19 protein-coding genes are annotated in these 23032 nt (G+C 71.2%); 8 read left to right on the top strand and 11 right to left on the bottom strand.

Features of this window, described 5'->3' with window-relative positions; genetic code table 11:
* Window positions 1-69: 69 nt before the first annotated feature.
* From ACIQPR_RS42240 to ACIQPR_RS42200, 9 genes are all read right to left on the bottom strand, one after another.
* Window positions 70-1188 carry an alcohol dehydrogenase catalytic domain-containing protein gene (locus ACIQPR_RS42240; protein WP_403660584.1) on the bottom strand — a complete coding sequence of 373 codons (1119 nt, stop codon included), beginning with the start codon at window positions 1186-1188 and terminating at the stop codon, window positions 70-72.
* A gap of 74 nt (window positions 1189-1262) precedes the next feature.
* A complete protein-coding gene (locus tag ACIQPR_RS42235) occupies window positions 1263-2714 on the bottom strand; it encodes a class I adenylate-forming enzyme family protein (RefSeq protein ID WP_403660581.1) in 1452 nt (483 codons plus the stop codon).
* Complete coding sequence (locus tag ACIQPR_RS42230) at window positions 2711-3952, bottom strand: NAD(P)/FAD-dependent oxidoreductase (RefSeq protein ID WP_403660578.1); 1242 nt, start codon at window positions 3950-3952, stop codon at window positions 2711-2713. Before ACIQPR_RS42230 ends, ACIQPR_RS42235 begins: the two co-directional genes overlap by 4 nt.
* Complete coding sequence (locus ACIQPR_RS42225) at window positions 3949-4272, bottom strand: 2Fe-2S iron-sulfur cluster-binding protein (RefSeq protein WP_403660575.1); 324 nt, start codon at window positions 4270-4272, stop codon at window positions 3949-3951. The genes ACIQPR_RS42230 and ACIQPR_RS42225 overlap by 4 nt, the downstream gene beginning before the upstream one ends.
* Before the next feature lie 23 nt (window positions 4273-4295).
* Complete coding sequence (locus ACIQPR_RS42220) at window positions 4296-5495, bottom strand: cytochrome P450 (protein ID WP_403660572.1); 1200 nt, start codon at window positions 5493-5495, stop codon at window positions 4296-4298.
* Window positions 5492-6022, bottom strand: coding sequence for a cupin domain-containing protein (locus tag ACIQPR_RS42215; RefSeq protein WP_403660569.1), 531 nt, complete (start codon window positions 6020-6022; stop codon window positions 5492-5494). The genes ACIQPR_RS42220 and ACIQPR_RS42215 overlap by 4 nt, the downstream gene beginning before the upstream one ends.
* Window positions 6023-6128: 106 nt before the next feature.
* A complete protein-coding gene (locus tag ACIQPR_RS42210) occupies window positions 6129-6665 on the bottom strand; it encodes a MarR family winged helix-turn-helix transcriptional regulator (RefSeq protein WP_403660566.1) in 537 nt (178 codons plus the stop codon).
* A gap of 22 nt (window positions 6666-6687) precedes the next feature.
* Entirely contained in the window at window positions 6688-7536 is an 849-nt protein-coding gene (locus ACIQPR_RS42205) for a fumarylacetoacetate hydrolase family protein (RefSeq protein ID WP_403660563.1), read from the bottom strand.
* Complete coding sequence (locus tag ACIQPR_RS42200) at window positions 7533-8114, bottom strand: carboxymuconolactone decarboxylase family protein (protein WP_403660560.1); 582 nt, start codon at window positions 8112-8114, stop codon at window positions 7533-7535. Before ACIQPR_RS42200 ends, ACIQPR_RS42205 begins: the two co-directional genes overlap by 4 nt.
* Before the next feature lie 81 nt (window positions 8115-8195).
* Between ACIQPR_RS42200 and ACIQPR_RS42195 the strand changes: the two genes are divergently transcribed.
* The 6 genes from ACIQPR_RS42195 (at window position 8196) to ACIQPR_RS42170 (ending at window position 14453) form a co-directional block, all read left to right on the top strand.
* Complete coding sequence (locus ACIQPR_RS42195; protein ID WP_403660557.1) at window positions 8196-9059, top strand: VOC family protein; 864 nt, start codon at window positions 8196-8198, stop codon at window positions 9057-9059.
* Window positions 9060-9102: 43 nt separating this feature from the next.
* Window positions 9103-10656, top strand: a complete 1554-nt coding sequence (gene paaZ, locus ACIQPR_RS42190) for a phenylacetic acid degradation bifunctional protein PaaZ (RefSeq protein ID WP_403660554.1) — start codon at window positions 9103-9105, stop codon at window positions 10654-10656.
* A gap of 401 nt (window positions 10657-11057) precedes the next feature.
* Complete coding sequence (locus ACIQPR_RS42185) at window positions 11058-12044, top strand: helix-turn-helix domain-containing protein (RefSeq protein ID WP_403660551.1); 987 nt, start codon at window positions 11058-11060, stop codon at window positions 12042-12044.
* Window positions 12045-12164: 120 nt separating this feature from the next.
* Window positions 12165-12665, top strand: a complete 501-nt coding sequence (locus tag ACIQPR_RS42180) for an RICIN domain-containing protein (RefSeq protein WP_403660548.1) — start codon at window positions 12165-12167, stop codon at window positions 12663-12665.
* 97 nt (window positions 12666-12762) lie between these two features.
* Window positions 12763-13299, top strand: a complete 537-nt coding sequence (locus ACIQPR_RS42175; protein WP_403660545.1) for an RICIN domain-containing protein — start codon at window positions 12763-12765, stop codon at window positions 13297-13299.
* Complete coding sequence (locus ACIQPR_RS42170) at window positions 13287-14453, top strand: sialidase family protein (RefSeq protein ID WP_403660543.1); 1167 nt, start codon at window positions 13287-13289, stop codon at window positions 14451-14453. The genes ACIQPR_RS42175 and ACIQPR_RS42170 overlap by 13 nt, the downstream gene beginning before the upstream one ends.
* A 141-nt stretch (window positions 14454-14594) precedes the next feature.
* On the opposite strand, the gene ACIQPR_RS42165 is transcribed toward ACIQPR_RS42170, so the two are convergent.
* A complete protein-coding gene (locus ACIQPR_RS42165) occupies window positions 14595-18350 on the bottom strand; it encodes a hypothetical protein (RefSeq protein ID WP_403660540.1) in 3756 nt (1251 codons plus the stop codon).
* Window positions 18351-18871: 521 nt separating this feature from the next.
* The gene (locus ACIQPR_RS42160; RefSeq protein WP_403660537.1) at window positions 18872-21217 is read right to left on the bottom strand and encodes an ATP-binding protein; all 2346 of its coding nucleotides are present in this window, start codon (window positions 21215-21217) and stop codon (window positions 18872-18874) included.
* A gap of 112 nt (window positions 21218-21329) precedes the next feature.
* Between ACIQPR_RS42160 and ACIQPR_RS42155 the strand changes: the two genes are divergently transcribed.
* Entirely contained in the window at window positions 21330-22163 is an 834-nt protein-coding gene (locus ACIQPR_RS42155) for an alpha/beta fold hydrolase (RefSeq protein WP_403660534.1), read from the top strand.
* A gap of 356 nt (window positions 22164-22519) precedes the next feature.
* Window positions 22520-22918 carry a peptidoglycan-binding protein gene (locus ACIQPR_RS42150; RefSeq protein WP_403660531.1) on the top strand — a complete coding sequence of 133 codons (399 nt, stop codon included), beginning with the start codon at window positions 22520-22522 and terminating at the stop codon, window positions 22916-22918.
* Window positions 22919-23032: the final 114 nt, after the last annotated feature.

Genomic DNA, 23032 nt, shown 5'->3' with positions numbered 1-23032 from the left:
GCAGAGGGGTTGTGAGAGGGGAAGAGGCCGCCGGTCAGGGGAGGGACCGGCGGCCTCCGGCTCGGTCGGTCACGAGGAGGCGGTCGGGCTGATGACGAAGTTGCTGAAGCCGCCGTTGCGTTGCGCGATGCCGCCGATGGCCTCGTTGACCCGTTCCAGCGGGAAGACCTGGTGCTCCAGCGGGCCGAGGTCGAGCAGGCCCGCCCCGGCCATGTCCGCCATGACCTGGCCCTCACCGGCGGTGAACCAGGCCGAGCCGACCAGCCGCAGCTGCTGGTCCATCATCCGGTGGACGTCGACGGGCAGGTTCCCGGCGACCGCGCCGATGTTCACCGCGATCCCGCCGCGGGCCAGCGCCCGCATGCCGGCCAGGAACGTCTCGTGCGGCGCGCCGGGCCCGAGCGCGTCGATGTAGATGTCGGCGCCGTGGCCGTCGGTCTCCTCGCGGATCCAGTCGTCCAGCGGTCCGTCCTGGAGGGAGTGCAGCCGCAGCCGTCCGCCGGCGAGCTTGCCGACCTGGTCGAGCAGCTCCTTGTCGCGGCCGGTGCCGTAGACGTGGGTCAGGCCCAGGGCGGGGGCGAGGAGCGCCGCGCCGATGCCGAGGGTGCCGCTGATGCCGTTGACCAGGATCGTCCTGCCCGGTCCGGCACCGGCCTTGCGGAGCGCGGAGTACATGGTGCCGAGGTAGCCGAAGCGGGCCGCCGCGTTGAAGGACAGCGTGTCGGGCAGCTTCACCAGGGAGTACGCCGGAGCCACCATGTACTCGGCGAGACCGCCCTGGTAGCGGTCCAGCAGGTCGATCGCCGTCGGTGAGAAGCCGAAGTAGCCGGCGAACGCGTAACTGGCGCAGTTGATCGAGTCGTTGTCGCGGCAGGAGCGGCACGAGCCGCAGGAGCGGCCCGGGTTGACGTAGACCCGGTCGCCGGGCTTGAACGCCTGCACACCCGCGCCGACCGACTCCACCACGCCCGCCGGGTCGAGACCGAAGATCGCCGGCAGGCTCGGCAGGGGGCTGTCCGGGAACCAGGTGGTCCACATGTTCAGGATGTTGGCGAGGTTCGGGACGATGTTGACGGCGTGGACGGCCACGCGGACATCGCCGGGGCCGGGTTCGGGAACGGGCAGTTCCTCGATCCTCATCGGCTCGCCGACCTTGTGCATCCGCGCGGCTCGCATGGTCGCACTCATGGCGTCTCCTCGGGTACGGGAGGGGGAAGACGGCGCCACGGCGGCGCGGTCTCGGGGAGTTGTGGAGGGTGGGGTCAGTCGTCCAGCAGCGTCGTCAGCCGGGCGCGCTGGAGTTTTCCGGTGGCCCCGCGGGGCAGGGCGGGTACGGCGCACAGGCGGCGGGGCCACTTGTGCCGGGCCAGTCGGCCGTCGAGGTGGGCGCGCAGGTCGTCCAGTGTGGGTGCGCCCGAGTCGGTGACCAGGAAGGCGGTCACCAGCTCGCCCCAGACCGGGTCGGGTGCCCCGGAGACGGCGACCTCGACGACGCCGGGGAAGTCGGCGAGCGCGTTCTCCACCTCGGTCGGGTCGACGTTCTCGCCGCCGGTGATGATGGTGTCCTTCAGCCGGCCGACGACCTCCAGCCGGCCCTCGGCGTCGAACCGTCCCCGGTCCCCCGTGCGGAACCAGCCCTCGTCGTCGGTCACGGGCAGCGGCCCGGCGGCGGTCCGGTACTCGGCGGCCACGGACGGCCCCCGCACCCAGATCTCGCCGGGTACCCCTACTGAGGTGGGGGATCCGGCCGCGTCCACGACCGTCACCTCGGCCTCCGGGACGGGCGATCCGGTGGAACCGGCCGGGTCGTCGGGCGCGGAGTACGTCACCCCGGCCGCGGTCTCCGTCAGGCCGTAGGAGTCGACCACACCGATCCCGCGGGCCCGGAACTGCTCGCGGGTGGCGGTCTGGGCCGGTGAGCCCCCGGACAGGATCCAGCGCAGGGTGTCCAGGTCGCCGCCGCCGAAGCGGGGATGGCGGGCCAGCAGGGCGGACATGGCCGGTACGGCGAACGCGCAGGTGACCCGGTGGCGGCGGACCACGTCGATGAACAGACCGGGCTCGAAGCGAGGGGCCAGGACCACCGTGCCGCGCCGAGCCCAGGTGCACTGCGGCAGTCCGCCCAGGACGGCGACATGGGCCAGCGGGGTGGAGATCAGCGCGACGTCGTTCCGGCCGAGGGGCATCCGGGCCAGGCCGCCGGCCATGCTCCAGTACAGGTTGTCGTGGGTCAGCGCGACGCCCTTGGGGCGCCCCGAGGTGCCGGAGGTGAACGCGATGACGGCGACGTCCGAGCCGGCCGGGGGGTCGTGGGGGACGGTGCCGGGTCCGTCGTCCCCGGGACGCAGGTCCTGCCAGGTCAGTCGCAGTCCGGAGCCCGCCGGGAACCCGTCGTCGGCGACCACCGCTGCCGGTCCGGTCTCCTCGCACACCACCGCGAGTTCACCGCCGGTCACCTGCGGGTGCAGCGGCACGAGCACCGCCCCCATCCGCGTCACCGCGAACAGGGTGATCAGGGCCTCGGGTCGCGCCGCCCCCTGCATCACCACCCGGTCGCCCCTGCGCACCCCGAACGTGTCGAGCCGGACGATCGTCCGCCGTACGGCGAGGTCGAGTTCGGCGTAGGTCCAGGTCCGGTCCTCGAAGACCAGGGCGGTCCGGGAACCGGCCTCGGCCGCGCTGCGGGCGAGGTGGGAACCGAATGGCGCGGTCATCTCCGCACCTCCGGGGTACGTCCGGCGCGAAGCAGCGCGTTGAGGGTGGTCCCGGCGAGGTCGGCGGTCGAGACCGGCGTCCCCCGTTGGAGCGTCCGGCGCGCGGCCAGGTGCTCGGCGGGCCAGTTCAGCGTCTCCACGGCCACCAGCCGGTCGTCGCGGAAGGCGTACACGGCCAGCCGTTCCGCCGTGTCGCCGGGCACCACTCGCACCTCGTCCTGGCTCCGGCGCAGTCCCGCGATCTGCAATTTGACGTCCCCCTGATCGCTCCAGAACCACGGCAGGTTCTCGTAGGAGGCGGCGGACCCGGCGATGCGGCGCGCGACCAGCGTGCCTTGGTCGACGGCGTTCTGCACGGACTCCAGCCGCACCGGTCCGTCCGCTCGCGGATGCGGATGGCGGGCGCAGTCGCCGACGGCGGAGACGCGGGGGTCGGTCACCGACCGCAGCCGCTCGTCCACCAGCACTCCGTCGCGCACCGCCAGTCCGGCCTGCCGGGCGAGTTCGTCACGGGGCACCGCGCCGATGCCGTACACGACGAGGTCGGCGGGCAGCGCGCCGTGCTCGGTGACGACCCGCTCGATCCGTCCCTCCCCCTCCAGGGACCGGACGGCCGTGCCGGTGAGGATGCGGACGCCGGCCCGCTCGTGGCGCTGCCGCAGGATCGGTTCCAGTTCGGCCGACACGGCCCGGCCCAGGAGTCGGCCGGCCAGTTCCAGCACGGTCACGCGGGCGCCTTCGGCCAGCGCGACCCGGGCCAGTTCGAGGCCGATGAAGCCGCCGCCGACGACCACGACGTCCCGGGCCGTCGTCAGGGCCCGGCCGATCGTCAGGGCGTCGTCGAGAGAACGCATGGCGCGCACGCCGGGCAGGTGGGAGCCGGGGACGGACAGCGGACGGTTCCGTGCGCCTGTGGCCAGCACCAGGTGGTCGTAGCGGACGCGTGTGCCGCTCCGGGTGAGGGCGGTGCGGGCGGCCGGGTCGAGGGCGACGGCACCGTCCCCGAGGCGCAGGTCGATGTCGCGGTCGCGGTAGAAGGACTCCGGCACCAGCTCGACCCGGACGGGACCGGTGTGTGCCTTCTTCGACAGCGGCGGCCGTTGGTACGGCGGATGCGGCTCGGCGGCGAGCACGGTGACCGGAGCGTCGTACCCGCAGGCGCGCAATGTGGAGGCGACGCTGAATCCGGCCTGTCCGCCGCCGACGACGACCACGCCCGCCACGTCGGCGCCGGTCACACCTGCTCCTCGGGCACGCGGACGAGCAGCCCGTCGAGCAGGTCGGTGAGCTGGATCTGGCAGCTGAGGCGGCTGGTGGGCCGGCGTTCGGCCGCGGTGAAGTCCAGCATCTCGTCCTCGACGTCGTTCGGCGGCCCGACCAGTTCGGACTGGCCGGCGGCGACGTAGACGTGACAGGTGGCGCAGGAGGCGTTTCCGCCGCACTCGGCGACGATGCCCTCGACGCCGTTCGCGACGGCGGCCTGCATGAGCACGGTCCCCGACGCGGCGGTGACCTTGCGTTCGGTCCCGTCGGGCGACTGGAAGATGACGGTGGGCATGAGGTCCTCCCGATGGGGACGGCTCAGGGAACTTGCCAGGTGACGTTCAGCGAGGTGAGCCCCCGGAACACCCAGCCGTCGAGACGGTCGGGGGCCTCTTCGGCGAGGCGGAGTCCCTTGAGGCGGCTGAGGACGAGGGGCCAGGCGACGGCGCTGACCTCGTGGCGCGCGACCCACGCGCCCATGCAGAAGTGCGGTCCGCCGCCGAAGGCGAGGTGCGGGCGGTGCGGGCGGTCCGGGTCGAACTCGTCGGCCCGCTCGAAGACCGACGCGTCCCGGTTGCCGGAGGCGATGACGAGGGCCACCCGGCTGCCGGCCGGCAGGGTCACACCGGCGATCTCATGGTCCTGGGTGAGCTGACGCGGATACATGCCGATCGGCGAGATCCAGCGGGCGCACTCCTCGAAGACCCGCTTCCAGCCCGCCGGGTCCTTGAGCACCCTCTCCAGCACCTCGGGGCGGCGCAGCAGCGCCCAGATCCCGACGCCGAAGACGTCCCGCGGCTCGTTGACGCCACCGCCGATGATCACCTTGACGTTGTTGTGGATCTCGGTCGGCGAGACCGGGTCGGGGGCGTGGAGCATGGCGGAGATCACCGAACCGTCGGGGGTGTCCCGGAGGGTGCCGGCCGCCTCGGCCACCGCGTCCTCGACGGCTCGGGTGGCCTCCTCGGCGCGGCGCCAGATGTCGGGGTCGTCGGCGTAGTTGCCGTTGGCGGCCATCATCGCCCGCGACCAGTCGGCGATGTCGTGGGCACGTGCCGGGCGCAGTCCCAGGACCAGGGCCAGGTTGGCCGCGGCGAGCGGTTCGGCGAAATCGGCGATCAGATCGGCCTGTCCACGGCCTTCGATCCGGTCGAGCAGTTCGTGTGCGGTGCGCTCGAAGCCGGCCGCCCACAGGTCGCGGACCTGGCGGGGGCGGGTGGGCGGCTCGGCGGCGGACCGCAGGCGCCGGTGGACGGGGTCGTCCTCACGGAGCAGGTTGGCCCCGACGGTCCGCAGCAGCAGCGAGCCCTCCTCGCGGGAGCTGAAGACCTCGGGCAGCTTCTCGGCGCGGACGATGTCCTCGTAGCGGGTCAGCAGGTGGCGGCCCACGGAGGGGACCCAGGCCAGCGGCGCGGTACGGCGCAGCTCGGCGTAGGCGGGGTAGGGATCGCGGCGCAGTTCCGCGAGGTCGAGGTCGACGACGGGGGCGCCGGGCGCCGCCGTCATCAGGGCGCTCATGATGTCCCGCCCGCGCCGATCAGGACGAAGAAGAGCGTGGCGGGCTCGGTGCCGAGGTTGCGCCAGGCGTGCCGGGTGGCGTTCTGCACGACCAGGTCGCCGGGCCTCAGGACCGCGGTCTCGCCGCCGTCGAGGTCGAGGACGATCTCACCGCTGAGGACGACGGCGTAGTCGACGGTGGGCGTGGTGTGCATGCCCGGGTTGTCGGTCTCGAACAGCTCGGCCAGGCCCGGTGTAGCCTCCAGTTGTTCGGAGCCCGCGGCCACCGGGTCCCAGGAGGGGTCCGCGTACACGCTCATGGGCGGGAAGGTGACCGTCAGCGCGACCGTTTCTCCGGGGGCCGGCACGTAGGACTTCAGGGACTGCGTCGGGTCGGACGACGGGGTGGCGGGAGCCGTCGTGTTCCACACCAGGGAACGGGCGAAGCCGGGGGTGTGGACGTAGGGACGTGTGACGGGCGGCTCCCCGTCACTGACGATCACGGGCTTGCCGCTGGAGCCCACACCTGTGACGACACGACGGACCATGATTCTCTCCTTTGAGAAACCAAGCCATTGTTAGATGCTTGACGGTAAAAGGTCTGACGAATTTCGGCGCCGACGCCCGCCCCTGCTGTTCCGGGCGCGGGCCGGGTCACTCCCCCGGCGGGGTCTCCTGGCTGACCAGGGTACGCAGCAGGTGGACCAGTTCACTGAGCTGATCGTCGCGCAGCACACCGGTCCACGCCCGCTCGCGCAGGGTCTGCGCCTCGATCGCCTTGCGCAGCGTCTCCCGGCCCTCCTCGGTCAGCTCGACGAAGAGCTGACGCCGGTCGGACTCCACGCGCTCGCGGCTGACCAGACCCCGGCTCTCCAGGGTCGCCAGCGCGCTGGAGATGCTGGCCCTGGTGGAGCCGGAGAACCGGCCGATGTCCTGCTGGCCGAGGGGTCCGTAGACCCACAGCGCGTTGAGGATCCGGAAGCCCGCCCAGGTGAGGCCGAGGGGCCGGTGGACATGCTTCTCGAAGTCCTTGGTGAGCCGGGCCTCAAGGCGAGTGAGGTCGGTGACCATCTCGATCGCGTCGAGGTCCCGGGGATCGGTCGTGCCCAGCTCACGATGGTGGTGGCGCAGCAGCTCCGAGAACTGCCTGGTCCGGCTCGCGGCGCCGGCCCCCGTCTCCCGTTCGGTCACGATCTGCTGCCCTTCCCTCTGCCTAGCCCGCCACGACCGGATTGACCATAGTGCCCACGCCCGTGACCTCGGTGCGCAGGACCTTGCCCCCGGTCAGGTACAGCCGCGGTGTGCGGCGGACCCCGCAGCCCGCCGGGGTGCCGGTGAAGATCAGGTCGCCGGGCTCGAACGTCACCCGCTTCGACAGCCAGGCGATCAACGCGGGCACCGGGAAGATCAGGTCCGAGGTGCGGCCCCGCTGCACCTCAAGGTCGTCGACCCAGCCGGTCACCTCGATGTCGTCCGGGTCCTCGAACTCGTCCAGGGTGACGAGGTAGGGACCGATCGGGCTGAAGGTGTCGTAGGACTTCGGCAGCGTGAACTGGTTGATCGGCTTGCGCCACTGCTCCCTGCGGTCGCTGATGTCCTGTCCGGCGGTCACGCCCGCGACGTGGGACCAGGCGTCGGCCTCGGGGATGTTCTTGCCCTCCTTGCCCATCACGACGACGAGTTCGGCCTCGTAGTCGACCTTGTCGTACTGCGGCTCCACCACGATGTCGTCGTACGGACCGACCACGGACGAGGCGAACTTGGCGAACACCGACGGCTCTTCGGGGACCGGGAGGTTCGACTCCTCGGCGTGCGCGCGGTAGTTGAGGGCCACTCCGATCGCCTTGTACGGCTTGGCGACCCGGCCCAGGTCGCGCGGGTCGAACGGCTTCCAGTCCGCGTCACCGGCCCGCTCGGCGAGCGCCCGCAGCTCGTCGTGGAGGGAGAGGTCGGACAGGACCTCCAGGCGCGGCTCGACCGCTCCCTTGCTCGCGTCCGCGATGTCCAGTGCGCGGTCGTGGCGCACGAGGACGGGACGGCCGGCGAGATGGGCGAGCTTCATGCGGGAACTTCCTTCCGGGGGGCGGGCCGAGGGAGGGGGAGCGCGCTCTCACCGTCGGTGCGCACGCCGAGCGTGTTGATGACGGTGGCGATGGTCAGGTACTGGCCGACGGTGTAGAGGACGTCGATGATCTGCTCGGTGCTCAGCCGGGCGCTCAGCCGGTCCCACAGCCCGTCGTCCACGCCTTGGTGGTCGACGAGCGAGTCGGTGGCGGCCAGCAGGACCTGGTCCAGTTCGTCGAGTCCGTCCCAGGCGCCGGTCGCGGCGGCGAGGATCGTCTCGTCGGCGAGGTCGGCGCGGCGGGCGATCCGCACGTGCTGGTCCCACTCGTAGGCCGCCTGCGCGCGTGCGGCGATCCGCAGGATCATCAGCTCCCTCGACTTGAGCGGCAGGGTGTTCTTGCCCAGCACGTGGTTGCTGAAGACGAGGTAGCGGCGCAGCGCGTCCTCGTGGTGGGCCAGGGTCGCCCAGATCGTGTGGATCCGGCCGTCCTGGTCGCGGTACGGCGCCAGCGACGCCAGTGTCTTGTCCTGCAGATCCGTCTCGTCGACGGGGAGCAGGCGGGGCTTCTCCGGCATCGGAGTCCTCCTCGGCTCGATGACGGCAACGTATTCGTCAGAACCTTGACCGTCAAGGGTCTAACAAATACCGTCTTCGTCATGACGACGATCCAGAGCCTTGGTTATGTGGGGATCGGCACGCCCGATCCGGCAGCGTGGGCGCGGTACGCCCGCGACGTGATCGGGCTCGCCGTCGAGACCGGCGAGCCCGACGACCCTGTGCAGTACCGGCTGCGGATGGACCAGCACCCGTTCCGTATGTGGCTCACGCAAGCCCCGGTGGGCGGTGTCGGGGTCATCGGCTGGGAGGTCCGCGACTCGGCCGCCGTGGACGAGGCGACGGTGCGGCTGAAGGAGGCCGACGTCGACGTGACGGCCGGCACGGAGGAGGAGTGCCGGGAGCGCCAGGTGACCCGGATGGTGCATTTCACCGGCCCCGCCGGGATCCGCACCGAGCTGTTCTGCGGGCGCCGGCTGGCGGCGAGCCAGTTCGTCTCACCGCTCGGCGTCGACTTCGTGACCGGCGACCAAGGGCTCGGACACGTGGTGATGAAGACACCGCACGTCCAGGAGGCGGTGGACTTCTACCGCGACGTCCTGGGCTTCCGGCTCAGCGACACCGCCGACTACCCCTGGGGCACCTTCTACTTCCTGGGCTGCAACCCCCGCCATCACAGCGTCGCCTTCGTCCGCTCGTACAAGAACGAGGGCACCCATCACATCCTGTGCGAGGTGACCACCCCCGAAGAGGTCGGCCGGGCCCTCGACCGGACCCGCGAGCACGGCATCGAACTCATGGCCACGCTCGGCAAGCACGCCAACGACGGGATGTTCTCGTTCTACATGACCTCGCCCGCCGGCTTCGGCATCGAGATCGGCGCGGGCGGGGTGCAGGTCGACGAGGACACCTGGGTCAGTCGCACCTACACGGCCGACATCTGGGGCCACCACCCGGTGCCGTAGTCCTTCGCTCCCCGACCCCTCTGAAGAAAGCGGGCCGCAGCCCATGCTTCTCGAAAGCCATCTCCAGGACACCTGGGTCGCGCCGACGGCCGCCGATCCGGCGGTGGTCGACGTCGCCGACGCCGTGACCGGCGAGACGGTCTGCCGCGTCTCCTCCGCCGGCCTCGACCTGGCGGGCGCCTTCGGCCACGCCCGCCAGGTCGGCGGCCCGGCACTGCGCGCGCTCACCTTCCACCAACGGGCCGACCTCCTGGAGGCTCTCGCCACGGCCGTCCGCGGCCGTCGCGAGGAGCTCTACGCCCTCTCCGCCCGCGCCGGGGCCACCCTCGACGACGCCCGCTACGACGTCGACGGCGGCATCCGCGTCCTGCGCGACTACGCCGTCCGCGCCCGCGCCGAACTGCCGGACGCCCCCTACCTCGTCGAAGGTCCCGCCGAACGCCTGACCCGCGGCGAGGACTTCCTGGGCGTCCATCTCGTCACCCCTTCCCCCGGTCTGATGCTCCAGGTGAACGCCTTCAACTTCCCTGTCTGGGCGCCCTTGGAGAAGCTGGCCCAGGCCGTGCTGGCGGGCATGCCGAGCGTGGTGAAGCCGGCCACCCCGACCGCGTACCTCACCGAGCACCTGGTGCGGATCATCACCGACGCCGGCGTACTGCCTGCGGGCGCCCTTCAGTTGGTGGCCGGTTCGGTACGCCCCGGACTCGACCTGCTCGGCGAACAGGACGTCGTCTCCTTCACCGGCTCCGCCGCCACCGCCGCGACCCTGCGCGCCCACGCCAGCCTGGTCGCCCGCTCAGTCCGCTTCAACGCCGAGGCCGACTCCGTCAACGCCGTCGTACTGGCCCCCGACGTCCCGCCGGGCTCACCGCTCTTCGAGGCGTTCGTACGGGAGGTCGTGACCGAGATGACGGTCAAGGCGGGCCAGAAGTGCACCGCCATCCGCCGCGTCTTCGTACCCCGCGAGCACGAGAGCGCCGCGCTCGACGCGATCACGTCCCGACTGGCCGAGGTGACCATCGGCAACCCCGCCGCGGAGGGCGTGGCGATGGGCGCGGTCGTCAGTCTCGCCCAGCGCGAGGAAGTACGACGGGCGGTACGGGCCATCGCCGCGTCCGGGCGCTTCGTCCACGGGGACCCGGCCAAGGTGCGCGTGGTGGACGCCGACCCCGAGCGGGGCGCGTTCATGGACACCCTGCTGATGTCCGCCGATCCCGACGCCGCCGCGCCCCACGAGGTCGAGCCCTTCGGCCCGGCCGCCACCGTCCTCGCCTACCGCGACACCGCCCACGCCACCGACCTGCTGGCCCGCGGCCGGGGCAGCCTCGCCGCCTCGCTGGTCGGCGACGACCTCGCCTGGACGACCGCCCTCGTCCGGGAGGCGGCCCCCTGGCACGGCCGTCTGCACCTGCTGGACTCGACGAACATGACCCAGACCACCGGACACGGCTCGCCCCTGCCCGCGCTCCGGCACGGCGGACCCGGACGAGCCGGCGGAGGAACGGAACTGGCGGGCATCAGAGGCGTGCTGGAACTGATGCAGCGCACCGGGGTACAGGCGTCCCGGCGGACGCTGGCGGAGTTCCAGGGCCGGTAGCGCGGGCCACGGGCGGGAACCCTTCGTGGCCCCGACCCGGCCACCCGTGGCGCGCGCACGATCAGCGTCGACCCCCTCCCCGCCGCGCCCCGTGGGGCGATCGTGCGAGGGCGGGCAGAGGAGCCGACAGCACCGGACTGTGCGCACTGGCCGTGGTAGGGCGCCTCAGGTGTGTCGTTCTCCCGGCAGGGTCCGGCAGCGGTCGGTGGGCGACGAGAGAGCGGTCGACCCGAACCTGGCGCTGCCGGGCGAGACGGTCGCCGACGCCTGAGGCCACCCACTGCCTCGGGTCGTCTCCTTGTCGCCCCGCTGCCCGCCCGACTGCAACCATGCGGAAGCGGAAGCAGTCATACGCGGCGACCCGGCGACCGCCCGGGTGAGGGATCAACACGGGGAGCGGGATGATCAGCACGGTGTTCCGGACCACGGACGTGCCGACGGAGGACCGGTTCGAATACTGGCGTGAATTGATGAGCCGGACGATCGCCCCCAGCGAGATCAGCAGCCACCACGCCGCCGACTTCCGGGCGGAGCAGCGGCTGATGGAGCTGGGGCCGGTGATCGTGTGGTCCGGGGAGGTCCTGCCGACGCGCTACCGGCGCAGCCCGAGGCTGATCCGCCAGTCCGACCCCGAGCAGTACCACCTGCAACTGCTGCTCGGAGGGGGGCTCGGCCTCGACCACGTCGGGCGTACCGACACGTACGGTCCCTGTGATCTGTGGGTGTCCGACAGCTCACGGCCCTACGACGTACGACCGCCGAGGGACGAGAGCCGTCACATCGTCAGCGGGATGGCGGTGGAGTTGCCCAAGGCGTCGCTGCCGCTGTCGCCCGACCAGGTCCGGGGGCTGCTGGGCAGACGTCTGTCGGGGCGCGAGGGGAGCGGCGCTCTGCTGACGGATTTCCTGATCGGGCTGGACCGGCAGTCCGGGGCCCTCCGACCGTCCGACACACCCCACCTGAGCAAGATCCTGCTCGACCTGGTGTCGGTCTGGTTCGCCCAGCCGCTGGAGGCGGAGGCCGCGCTGCCACCGGAGACCCGCCAGCAGGCCCTGACCATGCAGATCCGGGCGTTCATCCAGGAGAACCTGCACGACCCGGGGCTGACTCCGCCGGTGATCGCGGCCGCCCATCACATCTCCCTCAGCTATCTGCACCGGCTGTTCCAGCAGCGGACGCGGGGCGAGACGGTCGCGGCCTGGATCCGGCACGAGCGGCTGGAGAGGGCTCGCCACGACCTGGCCGACCCCTTGCAGATCGCCACGCCGATCCGCGCGATCGCCGCCCGCTGGGGCCTGCCCCGCGCCTCCGACTTCACCCGCGCCTTCCGCTCCGCCTACGGGGTCTCGCCGAGGGAGTACCGACACCAGCCGCCCATGCGGGACTAGACGCACTACCAAGTCGCAGTGCACTCACCGTTAACGACAGTCCCGTGGTCACCTCGCATGCTGGTCGGGTAGTTGCTCGACCCGATCCGAGCAGCGGATTCCAAGGAGACCCCCACTGTCATGACCATGAAAATGTTCGCCAAAGCCTCCGCCGTCGCCGCCGCGGCCATGTGCGCCGCGGCCTTCGCCACGCCGGCCAACGCGGCGGCGACCGCCTACGACACGCTCTACAACGGCGGAACCGGGAAGTGTCTGGCCGTCCCCAGCGCGAGCACCGCCAACGGTGTCGGCCTGATCCAGTGGACTTGCAGCGGCAACAGCGAACAGCAGTGGCAGCTGGAGTCGGTGGCGGGCGGAAACGGCGACCGCTACATCGTCAGAAACCTGAACAGCAACAAGTGTCTCGCCATGCCCAACTCCAGCACGGCCAACGGCACCCAGGCCATCCAGTGGACCTGCAACGGCGGCAGCGAACAGATCTGGATCCACGACAGCGCCTTCCGCCTGCGCAACCTCAACAGCGACAAGTGCCTGGCCATCCCCAACAGCAGTACCGCCAACGGCACCGAGGCCATTCAGTGGACCTGCACCACCAGCGGCGACCAGGCGTGGCTTTGGTAGGCAGAACCACCGGAGCGGCCCTCTCCACGAGGGCCGCTCCGTCTTTGGGAACAGCACGAACAGCAGCAACAGCAGGAACAGCTAAGGAAGCTCCCGAATGAGAAGACGCGTCACCGCCACCGCGGCGGCCATCGCCATGGTGAGCGCATCTCTGCTCACAGGCCCCGCCCTGACCGGCACGGCGTCAGCCGCCGGGACAGCCGAGGCGGTCGTCAACGCCCGCCTCTACAACATGGGCACGGGCCTCTGTCTGGCCAACCCGAACTCCAGCCAGACCGGCGGCACCGTGATGATCCAGTGGTCGTGCAGCAACAGCGACAGCAACTACTGGTCGCTCCAGCCGATGACCAGCGGCGGCTACCACGTGGTCAACAAGGCGAGCGGCCAGTGCCTGGCCATCCCCAGTGGAAGCACGACGCTCGGCACCAAGGCCATCCAGTGGCCGTGCCAGAGCACCCAGAACGACGAGCAGGTCTGGGTCCACGACGAGATCGACCAGCTGAGGAACGTGAAGACCGGCCTGTGCCTCGCCATCCCCAACAGCACCACGACCGCCGGCACCCAGGCCATCCAGTGGACCTGCGACGCCGTGACCGACACGGCCCCGAACCCCGACCGGGAATGGCTGTGGTGACCCGCGAGCGCGGCTGGACCGCGCTCCTGACCGCACTCGTCCTCGCCGTCCTGACCGGCGGCCTCCTGATGCCGGGCCCGGCCTCCGCCGAGGGCACGTCGGCCGAGAAGACCGTGTACACCAACACGATGACCGGCGGCGACGGCACCCGCACCCCGGACATCATCAGCACGAGCGCCAGCGACGCGGTCGTGGCATGGCGGGAAGGCCTGCGGCCCGGCAACCGGGACATGGGCTACATGCGGTACTCGTACACCACCGACGGTGGCGCGACCTGGAGCCGCCCCCGGACGCTGGCGCAGGAGACCGACGAGTACGCCTGGCACTACGTGATGCTCTACAAGTCCGGCAGCGAGCTGTTCGCGTTCCTCGGACGCACCCCGATCGCGGACCCGACCGACGAGGACGACGACGGCGACACGTGGAACAACAACGGCCTGCCGATCACCGCCACCGTCGTCAAGCGCAGCACCGACGAGGGCCACACCTGGCAGGACTACCCCGTCACCGTGCCGGCCATCGGCAACCTCGCCATCTCGGGCCGCCCGATCAGGCTGGCCAACGGCAACACCGTCCTCCCGTACTGGGGCACGGGCCGGGAGAACGGCGTGCTGATCGCCACGGACCCGAGCCTGAAGACCTGGACGAAGGGCGGTACCGTCTCGAACGGGAACGCCACCGGCGTCAAGGCCGGTGAGAACCAGATCGTCGTCTCGCCGGACGACCCGAACACACTGATCATGGTCGCCCGCGCCGACAACGCCAACGCCATGACGGCCACGAGCACCGACGGCGGCGCGAGCTGGACGGCCTTCACAGCCGCCACCGGTCTGCCGAGCAACAACGCGGCCAGGAGCTACTTCGGCAAGGACAGCAACGGCCAGCTCCTGTACATCTACACGACCGGCGACACCAACACCCGCCCGTCCCTCTACTACAAGACCAAGCGCCCCGGCGCGACGTCCTGGAGCGCCGCCAAGTTCTTCGCCGACGGTCCGGCGAGCCAGCAGGATCCGACCCCGGCCGGTACCGGCGAAGGCTGGGACACCTACCCGATGGCCGACGAGTACGCACCGGGCAAGTTCTTCGTGACCTGGGAGTTCGACACCACCCGCATCAAGGTGAACAGGCTGGACATCTCCGACGCACCCTGATCCCCGACCACGACCGCCGTACCCCTGGCCGCCCGCCGACCAGGGGTACGGCAGCGTGTGCGGCCCTGTCCCCGTGCGAGGAGTCCGTCGCCGATCTCGCACTACCGCCGCTCCACCACGGGGGGGCTGGACTCGGCGACGCTAGGGTGCGCAGACGACCTGCCGCTTCTGTCCGGGCAGGTACAGGTCCCGTTCCTGCTGCGTGATGTCGCGGCGGACGGCGTCGCAGAGGTTGTGGATCAGCCGGGGTGCGCTGGGCAGGCTGACGTTCCACAGTTGCACGGTGCCGTCGTTGTCGGCGCTGGCCAGCGTATGTCCGTCGGGGCTGAAGGCCAGGGACAGCACCTCGGCGGTGTGGCCGACGAACCGGACCCGGGCATACCCGGTGGCGATGTCCAGCAGGGACACGGTGCCACCGCCGCTGCCGCTGGCGCTGCTCCCGGCGGCGAGGGTGGTGCCGTCCGGGCTGAACGCCACGGTCGTCCCGGCGCCGGGAAGGGTCTGCTTGATTCTGCCGGTGGCAGGATTCCACAGGCGTACGGTGCCGTTCTCGCTGCTGGTTGCCAGGGTGGTGCCGTCCGGGCCGAAGGCGATCGACTCGACGGTGTTGCCCGAGGGGTCCAACTGTCTCGCCGGTCCCGAGGTGCCGGCGGGGAGCTTGTCCTCAGGCATGTTCAGGGTTGCGAGGACGTGACCGTTGCGCACGTCCCACAGCCGTACCCGCCCGAAATGGCCACTGACGGCGAGGACTGTGCCAGCGGGGTTGAAGACCACCGACGGCAGTGTCCCTTCCGTTTGCTTGTCCTGGAAGGTCTTCTTCGTACGGCCGGTGGTGGGGTCCCAGAGCATGACGGTGCCGTCGTCGCGGACGGTGGCGAGGGTGGTGCCGTCCGGGCTGTACGCCACCGCCGTTCCCGCGTCGGGGAGCGAGCGCTCCTCCTTCCCGCTCCTTGGGTCCCACAGGTGGACGGTTTCGCGTCGGCCGCTGGTCGCCACTGTGCCGCCGTCAGTACTGAAGGCCGCCGAGGCCTCCGCCTGGCCGCCCGGCAGCGTGTGCGTGACCTTGCCGGTCACCGTGTTCCACAGCCGTATGCCGCTGCCGGTCAGCCCCATCGACATGGCGCCGATGGCGAGGGTCGTGTTGTCGGGGCTGAACGCCACCGCGGTGGCCTGAGTTCCAGGCTTGCGGAGGGTGGCCCGGGGGTGGCGGCCGGCGACATTCCAGAGTCGTAGGCTGCCGTCCCTGCCGCCGGAGGCCAGGACCGCGCCGTCGGGGCTGAACACGACGGAGTTCACTGCCTCGGTGTGCCCGGTGAGAGTGATCTGGAGGCGACGGCTGACGACGTCCCACAGTCGTACGGTGCCGTCGTCGCTGCCGGAGGCGAGGGTCGTACCGTCCGGGCCGAACGCCAGGGTTCGGACAGGGAGACTGTGACCGGTGAGGCTCGCCTCGGCACGTCCGGTCTCCGCGTCCCACAGCCGCACCACACCTGACGCGCTGCCCGTGGCCACGGTGTGTCCGTCGGGGCTGAAGGCCACCGCCTGGAGGGAGTCCAGGGATTCGGTGGTGAGTACTGCCCGGATCCGGCCGGTGTCCAGGTCCGACAGGTACACCCGCCGATCGTGCCCGCCCGTGGCCACGGTGTGCCCGTCAGGGCTGAAGGCGACCAGCATCTCGACGCCGGAGGGAGCGGAGAGGGTGGTCCTGACACGGCCGTCGGCCACGTCCCACACCCGTCCGGTGGCGCTCACCGCGACGGCCCGGCCTCGGACGAACGCGACGGCCTCCACACGCCGGTCGGAGATCGCGGCACGGATGTTGGTGTGGGCCTTCGACAGGTCCCACGTCTGCACACCACCGGCCCCCGCCGTCACGAGGCGTTTCCCGCTGCGGTCGAAGGCCGTGGACCACACGGCCCCGCCGGTACGGGTCAAGGTCGTCCGCGCACTGCCAGTGGCGGCGTCCCAGAGTTTGACGGAGCCCGCGCCGACAGCGCTGTCGCTGCCGGTCGAGGCCACGGTCCTTCCGTCCGGGCTGAAGGCAACAGTGTCGACCGTCGCGGCATGCGCCGCGACGCGGTGTTCGAGCGGGACGCCGGCGGCGGCGTAGAGGCTGGTGGTCGCCTCGCGGGTGGGACTGGTGCGATAGGCCTGGATCGCCAGCAGGGAGGCCAGGTCGGAGTCGCGGCTCAGCAAAGCGGTGGACTGAGCGGCGAGTTGACGGGACAGGGCCTGACGTTGCGCGGTGAACGCGCTCCGGCGCTGGTCCAGAGCCGTGCCGGTCGCGGCGAGCGCGACGACGAGCACGCACGCCAGACCGGCGACCAGCGCCCGCAGTCGGCGCGCCGCGCGGGTGACCTGTCTTTGTTCGTCGGCACGGGCCTGGAGGCTCGCGGCGAGGAAGGCCTTCTCCAGAGGGGTGAAATGATCCTGTTGTTCCTGGGGGAAGGACTCCTCGGCCGCGGCGAGTCGGCTGCCTCGGTAGAGGGCTCCGGCGTCACGGCCGAGTTCGTCCCAGACGCCTGCGGCTTCGGATAAGCGGCGCTGGCCGCGCAGGAGTTCGCGGCTGGTGTCGATCCAGTCGCGCAGTCGGGGCCAGGCGGTGATGACGGCCTCGTGGGCGAGGTCCACGGTGCCGTCGTCGAGGGTGACCAGCCGGGCACGCGCCAGCAGTTCGAGGATCCGGTCGGCCTCCGCACCGCTGGTGGGGTTGAGTTCACTGTGCCGCGCGGGACGGCGGGTGTCCTGGGCGCCTTCACCGGGGCTGATCAGGCGCAGCAACAGGCTCCGGGCGAGGGCGGCCTGCTCGGGCCGCAGGCCGGTGTAGACCTGCTCGGCGGTGCCGGCGATGGCACCGCGGATGCCACCGGCGGCCTCGTACGCCTTGAGGGTGAGGGTCTTCCCCTTGCGGCGGCGCCAGGTCTCCACCAGGGCATGGGACATCAGGGGCAGGCTGCCGGGTTCGTCCGCCACCTCGTCGATGATCCTCGCGCTGAGCGAACGCTCCAGCACCAGACCTTCGGCGGCTGCCGGTCCCACGATCGCCTCCCGCAGTTCCTCCCGGCTCATCGGCGTGACGAGCAGATTGGCACGTTGCAGGGCGTGGGCGAGGCCGTGGTGCTCACCGCAGCGGCCGTAGAAGTCGGCCCTCACCGCGATCACCACCCGCAGACGGCTGCTCTCGTCCAGCGCGGTGAGCAGGGCCTCGATGAACTCGGCGCGCTCGGCACTGTCATGGCAGAGCGTGAACACCTCCTCGAACTGGTCGACCAGGACCCAGGTGTCCCCTTCGCCGTCCGCGGGAGTCAGAGCGGCGGCATGCCGGATCGCCGGCTGTTCACCGGGGGTGAGGATCCGAATGGCCGCCGGCCTGGCCGAGGGTTCGGCCCGGCGCAGCGCGGGGATGAGTCCCGCCCGCAGGAGGGAGGACTTCCCGCTGCCGGACATGCCTATGAGCCCGGTGAAGCGGTGTCGCCCCGCCGTCCTGACCAGATCGGCCGTCAGACGGTCCCGGCCGAAGAACCTGTCGTGATCGTCAGGCTCGAAACGCGCCAACCCCATGTACGGCCCGCGCGCCCCGTCGTCGAACGCCGGCTGCTCCTGTTGCTCTTCGCGGGCGGCCTGGTTCCAGCGCCGCTCCCACTCGACAGCGTCCCCGCCGCACACGGTGGCGTACGCCAGGGCCACGGGCAGCGAAGGCAGCCGTTCACCGGCGGCGGCTTCGGACAGCGTGGCGGACGCGTATGCGCAACGCCTGGCCATGGCACGGTAGGTGGGCCCGCCGGCCTGCCGCCGCAACATGCGCAATTCATGGGCGAAACGCTGGACCGGTCCGGCTTCGGGGTCCAGCGGAATCTCGGGACGACCCACTTCGGTGACGCTCCTTTTCTCTGCCACGACGGTGATTCTCGGTTTCGCGCCGTAGCGCACGATCTCGTCCCGCACGGTATGCGGGTCCACAGTGGGAGGCCCGGTCTCCCCGCACCAGCCGCTGTCCGGCCGATGCTCCAGAACCGTTCTCGCCGGTTGCCGCGTGCTCCCTCCCCCGCAGGAAACGCGCGGCAACCGGCCGCCCGACGGCAGAGCGACTCCCCCGGCCAGTCACGCTGTCGACGACCCTCCCCGCCCCTGATTCCAACGGCGGCAGCATTGACTGGCCACCTGTCTCCGCTCACAAATCAACTCGGCGCGGGCCTGACAAGACCTCGCTCCGGCCAGGGCTGGGGCGGATCTTGACTACCCGTACAGACGAATGAAACGGCCAAGCACGACCCAGGGGGCTGGTGTCGGAAAGCCCCTCGGCGACCCCGTCGCAAGCGCTCGATCGAAATCGCCCAGAACGCATTCGTCGGCGTGACATGCGGACGGAAACGCAGTGGCTGGGAGTCGTTCCGGCCGTGTGCGGCACCAATCTCGGTTCAGGCGAGGTCGTTACGGCGAGCGGTCCGCAGATCGTCATCGTGTGTATGTTCCGCCGCCGGCCTCGTCCCGGCCGGATCCCCTTCGAGGCGTGCCAGGGCGGTCGCCGTCCCGGCGGCGGAGGTCGTGTCGCCGGCCGTGACGAACAGGCGGTGGGCCTCCGTGAAGTGGGTGCGGGCCTCCGCCAGTTCGCCGCACTGTTCGAGGGCGGTGGCGAGGCCGGCGAGAGCACGGGCCCGGAAGCGGCTGGTGCCGCCGTGGGTGACGGGGGCCATGACGGCCCTGAAGGCCTGTACCGCCTCGGGCCAGCGTTCCAGGGCGAGCAGGTCGCGGGCTATCTGGTGGCGGAGTATGGCCTCGGCGAACTCCTGGAACCCGGGCACGTCACCGGCCCGGGTGCCGAGCAGGGCCAGGTGGACGGCCAGTGCCTCCTCGGCTCGGCCGGCCTCGCGCAGGGCGCTGCCCAGGACGCGCCGGGAGACCGCCTGGCCCGCCTCGTCACCGGTGGTCGCGAAGAGTCGTACGGCGTTCTCGGCGGCCTCGGCCGCCTCCGCGGGGCGGTCCAGGCTCATGCAGGCTCCGGCGATGTAGGTCGACGCCCAGGCCTGCTGCGCGATGTCGCCCACCTCCGTGGCCAGTTCGAGTGCGCGGCGGGCGTGTTCCTCGGCCTCCCGGTAGTGGCCGCCTCTCGTCGAGTACGTCCAGGCAAGGCAGTTGAGCTGGTGGGCCTCGGCGGCCCGGTCGCCGAGCGCCGCCGCCGACCGGACGCCGTGGGAGAACAGGGTCCGCCACTCGGGCCAGGCGTCCCAGCGGTCGGAGAACCAGTACAGGGTGCGGGCGGTGTGGAGGATCTCCCGGTGCCGGCCGGCCGCCGCCATCACCGGCAACGCGCCTGCCCAGTGGGCGCGTTCGGTGGTCAGCCACTCCTCGGCCTCGGTGGCGGACGCGGGGGTGAAGGGCGCGGGCTCGCCCCTCCAGGGCTCCGGCGCGGTGTCCGGTGCCTCGAACAGGCGGCCCGCCGCCGAGGCCGAGCGCAACAGCCAGTCCGCTGCCCGGACGCGGACCGCGTCCTCGTCCGCCTCCTCGTCGCGCAGTCGCTCGCGGGCGAAGAGCCGTACGAGATCGTGCAGGGCGTAGCGGCGGGGCGTCGTCTCCTCCAGCATGCCCCGGTCGACCAGCAGGTCGAGGGAGTCCTCGGTGGTGAGCGGATCGCCGTCGGCGAGGACGGCCGCGAGGTCCGGTCCGGCGTCGTGGCCGGGCAGCAGGGCGAGTCGGCGCAACAACATGCGGTGCGCGTCGGTGAGTTGGCCGTAGGAGAGGGCAAGAGCGCTGCGGACGGCGAGGTCGCCCGCGACCAGCCTGCTCAACCGGCGTTCCTCGTCGGCGAGTTGGTCCACCAGCCGGGCCGGGGTCCAACTGGGGCGGCTGGAGAGGCGGTTGCCGACGATTCGCAGGGCCAGCGGGAGGTGTCCGCACAGTACGGTCAGCCGGGTGATCGCCTCCGGCTGTCCGCCGGTGCGCGGGGTGCCGAGGATCCGTTCCAGCAGCCGGGCCGACTCCCCTCCGCTGAGCCCGCCGAGCCTGATCCGCCGGACGCCTTCCAGACCGGCCAACGGCCGTCTGCTGGTGACCAGGACGAAACTGCCCTCCGCGTCCGGCAGCAGCGGCCTGGTCTGGCTCTCGTCGGCCGCGTCGTCGAGCACGACCAGCGCGCGCCGACCCGCGAGTGCCGCCCGGTAGGCGGCCTCCCGGGCGACCGGGTCGACCGGGATCCGGTCGGGCGGGTGGCCGAGCGCGGTGAGCAGGAGGACGAGCGCCTCGGCGGGAGGCAGCGGGGAGTCGCTCATCCCGTGCAGCTGGACACAGACACAGCCGTCCGGGAACGTGCCCGCCAGCCGCCGTACCGCCTCCGCCGCCAGAGTCGTCTTGCCCTGCCCGCCGGGCCCGAAGAGCACTACGGCCCGGGTCCGGCTGCCGCCGGCGAGGGCCTCCAGGTCCGCCAGTTCCTGCTCCCGGCCGGTGAAGTCCGCAACGGTGCGCAGGAGATACGGCGACGCCGGCGCCCCTCCGCGTTCCCGGCCGGCGTCGGCCAGCCGCTGGAGACGCTCGCTCTGCTCGGCGTCCAGACGGAGGGCGGCGGCGAGCGCGTCGACCGTACGGCGCTGCGGCCCCCGGCTGCGACCGCGCTCCAGGTCACCGAGGGCGCGCACGCTCACCCCGGACGCCTCGGACAGCTCCTCCAGGGTCAGCCGGGCGGTCCTGCGCAGCGACCGCAGCATCACGCCGAAGCCGGTGCCGACAGGTGAAATCTCGGACCGCGGCGGTTCAGATATATGACTGGTCATCACGACAATTAAAACAACCGCAAGCGCTTCCTACTTCCGCCTGCACTTCTGCCTGGAGGGCGCGGGCCATCCCTGATGAGCTGGGACCTCCCCGACAGAAGGACCAACCGACATGCCTTACATCAGCGTTGGCGAAGAGAACAGCGCGCCCATCGAGCTCTACTACGAGGACCACGGCACCGGCCAGCCCGTCGTGCTGATCCACGGCTACCCGCTCGACGGCCACTCCTGGGAGCGCCAGGTCCCGCACCTGCTGGAGGCGGGCCACCGGGTCATCACGTACGACCGGCGCGGCTTCGGCCGGTCCTCCCAGCCGACCACGGGTTACGACTACGACACCTTCGCCGCCGACCTCGACAAGGTGATCGAGGAGCTGGACCTGACCGACGCGGTTCTGGTCGGCTTCTCCATGGGCACCGGCGAGGTGGGCCGTTACCTGGGCACGTACGGCTCGGGCCGGATCGCCAAGGCCGCCTTCCTGGCCTCGCTTGAGCCCTTCCTCCTGAAGACCGACGACAACGCGACCGGTGTGCCGCAGGAAGTCTTCGACGGGATCTCGGCGGCGGTCACCAAGGACCGGTACGCCTACTTCAGCGCCTTCTACCAGGACTTCTACAACCTGGACGAGACGCTGGGCAGCCGCATCAGCGAGGAGGCGCTGCGCAACAGCTGGAACGTGGCCGCGGGTTCCTCGGCACACGCCTCGGTCGCCTGCGTCCCGACCTGGATCACCGACTTCCGGGCCGACGTGGCGAAGATCGACGTCCCGTCGCTGATCGTGCACGGCACCGGCGACCGCATCCTGCCGATCGACTCCACCGGGCGGCCGTTCCACGCGCTGCTGCCCTCCGCCGAGTACGTCGAGATCGAGGGCGCGCCGCACGGCCTGCTGTGGACGCACGCCGAAGAGGTCAACACCGCGCTGCTGGCCTTCCTCGCGAAGTAGCCCTCGCCGCCGACGGATCACCCACCCGGGACGGTCACCGCGGGCAGCGCCACCAGCGCGGTCCCCGGGACCGTCGCGGACGATCAGCCGGCGCCGGTGCGGGGTGGACAGGAGGTGTCCTGGCCAGCTGGGCACGACTCGCGCGAGTACGCGGCGGCAGGCGGCTCCGGTCCGCCCCACGACCGATGCGGCGCCGGGCTTTTCCCCTTCGCTGACGGCACTGGAAGGCCGTAGTAGTCTCCGTCGTCTGAACGCCAACACCCCTTGTACAGATGGGCGTTGGCGTTCTTCGACCTTGGTGGAACGGCCCACACCTGCGCCGCCCCAGCCCCAGTCTCGTACCGGAGGACACATCCATGATCAGAGCTCAGCACATCGCCGCGTCATGCACGGCGATCGCGTTGGCCGCGGCCTCGCTCCTCGTCGCGACCCCGGCCGAAGCCTCCTCCAGCGTGTGCTACCTAAAGTACTACGACAACCCGCTCATCCCGGGCACCCAGAAGTTTCTGGTGCCCGAAAGCGACCTGTCGTACGGCAGCACGGACTACTGCGTCTCGGGATGGCAGCGCCAGATCAACCACCGCTACGGCGACGTACTCACCGTCGACAGCGTCTTCGGCCAGAACACCAGGGCCTGGACCCGGCTGATCCAGGACACCAGCACGTACTCCTGGTGCGCGGGCGGTGTCGACGGGATAGCGGGACCCAAAACGATCAGCTGCTTCGAGTACGAGAACGGCATCTCCATCTGGTGACGGCCAGGGGCCTGGAGTTACGGTTCCCAGTCTCCGCGCATGGGAGTGCGTGGGCGGGGCTCTGCGCTCTCGTCCCGCACGTGTCCCCGTGGCCGCCTCCACCACGACGCCGGG

The sequence above is a fragment of the Streptomyces sp. NPDC091280 genome, from assembly GCF_044768565.1.
In the GTDB taxonomy this organism is placed as follows: Bacteria; Actinomycetota; Actinomycetes; order Streptomycetales; family Streptomycetaceae; genus Streptomyces.
The sequence above is the reverse complement of the archived record's forward strand: the minus strand, read 5'-3'. Positions and strand labels throughout refer to the sequence as shown.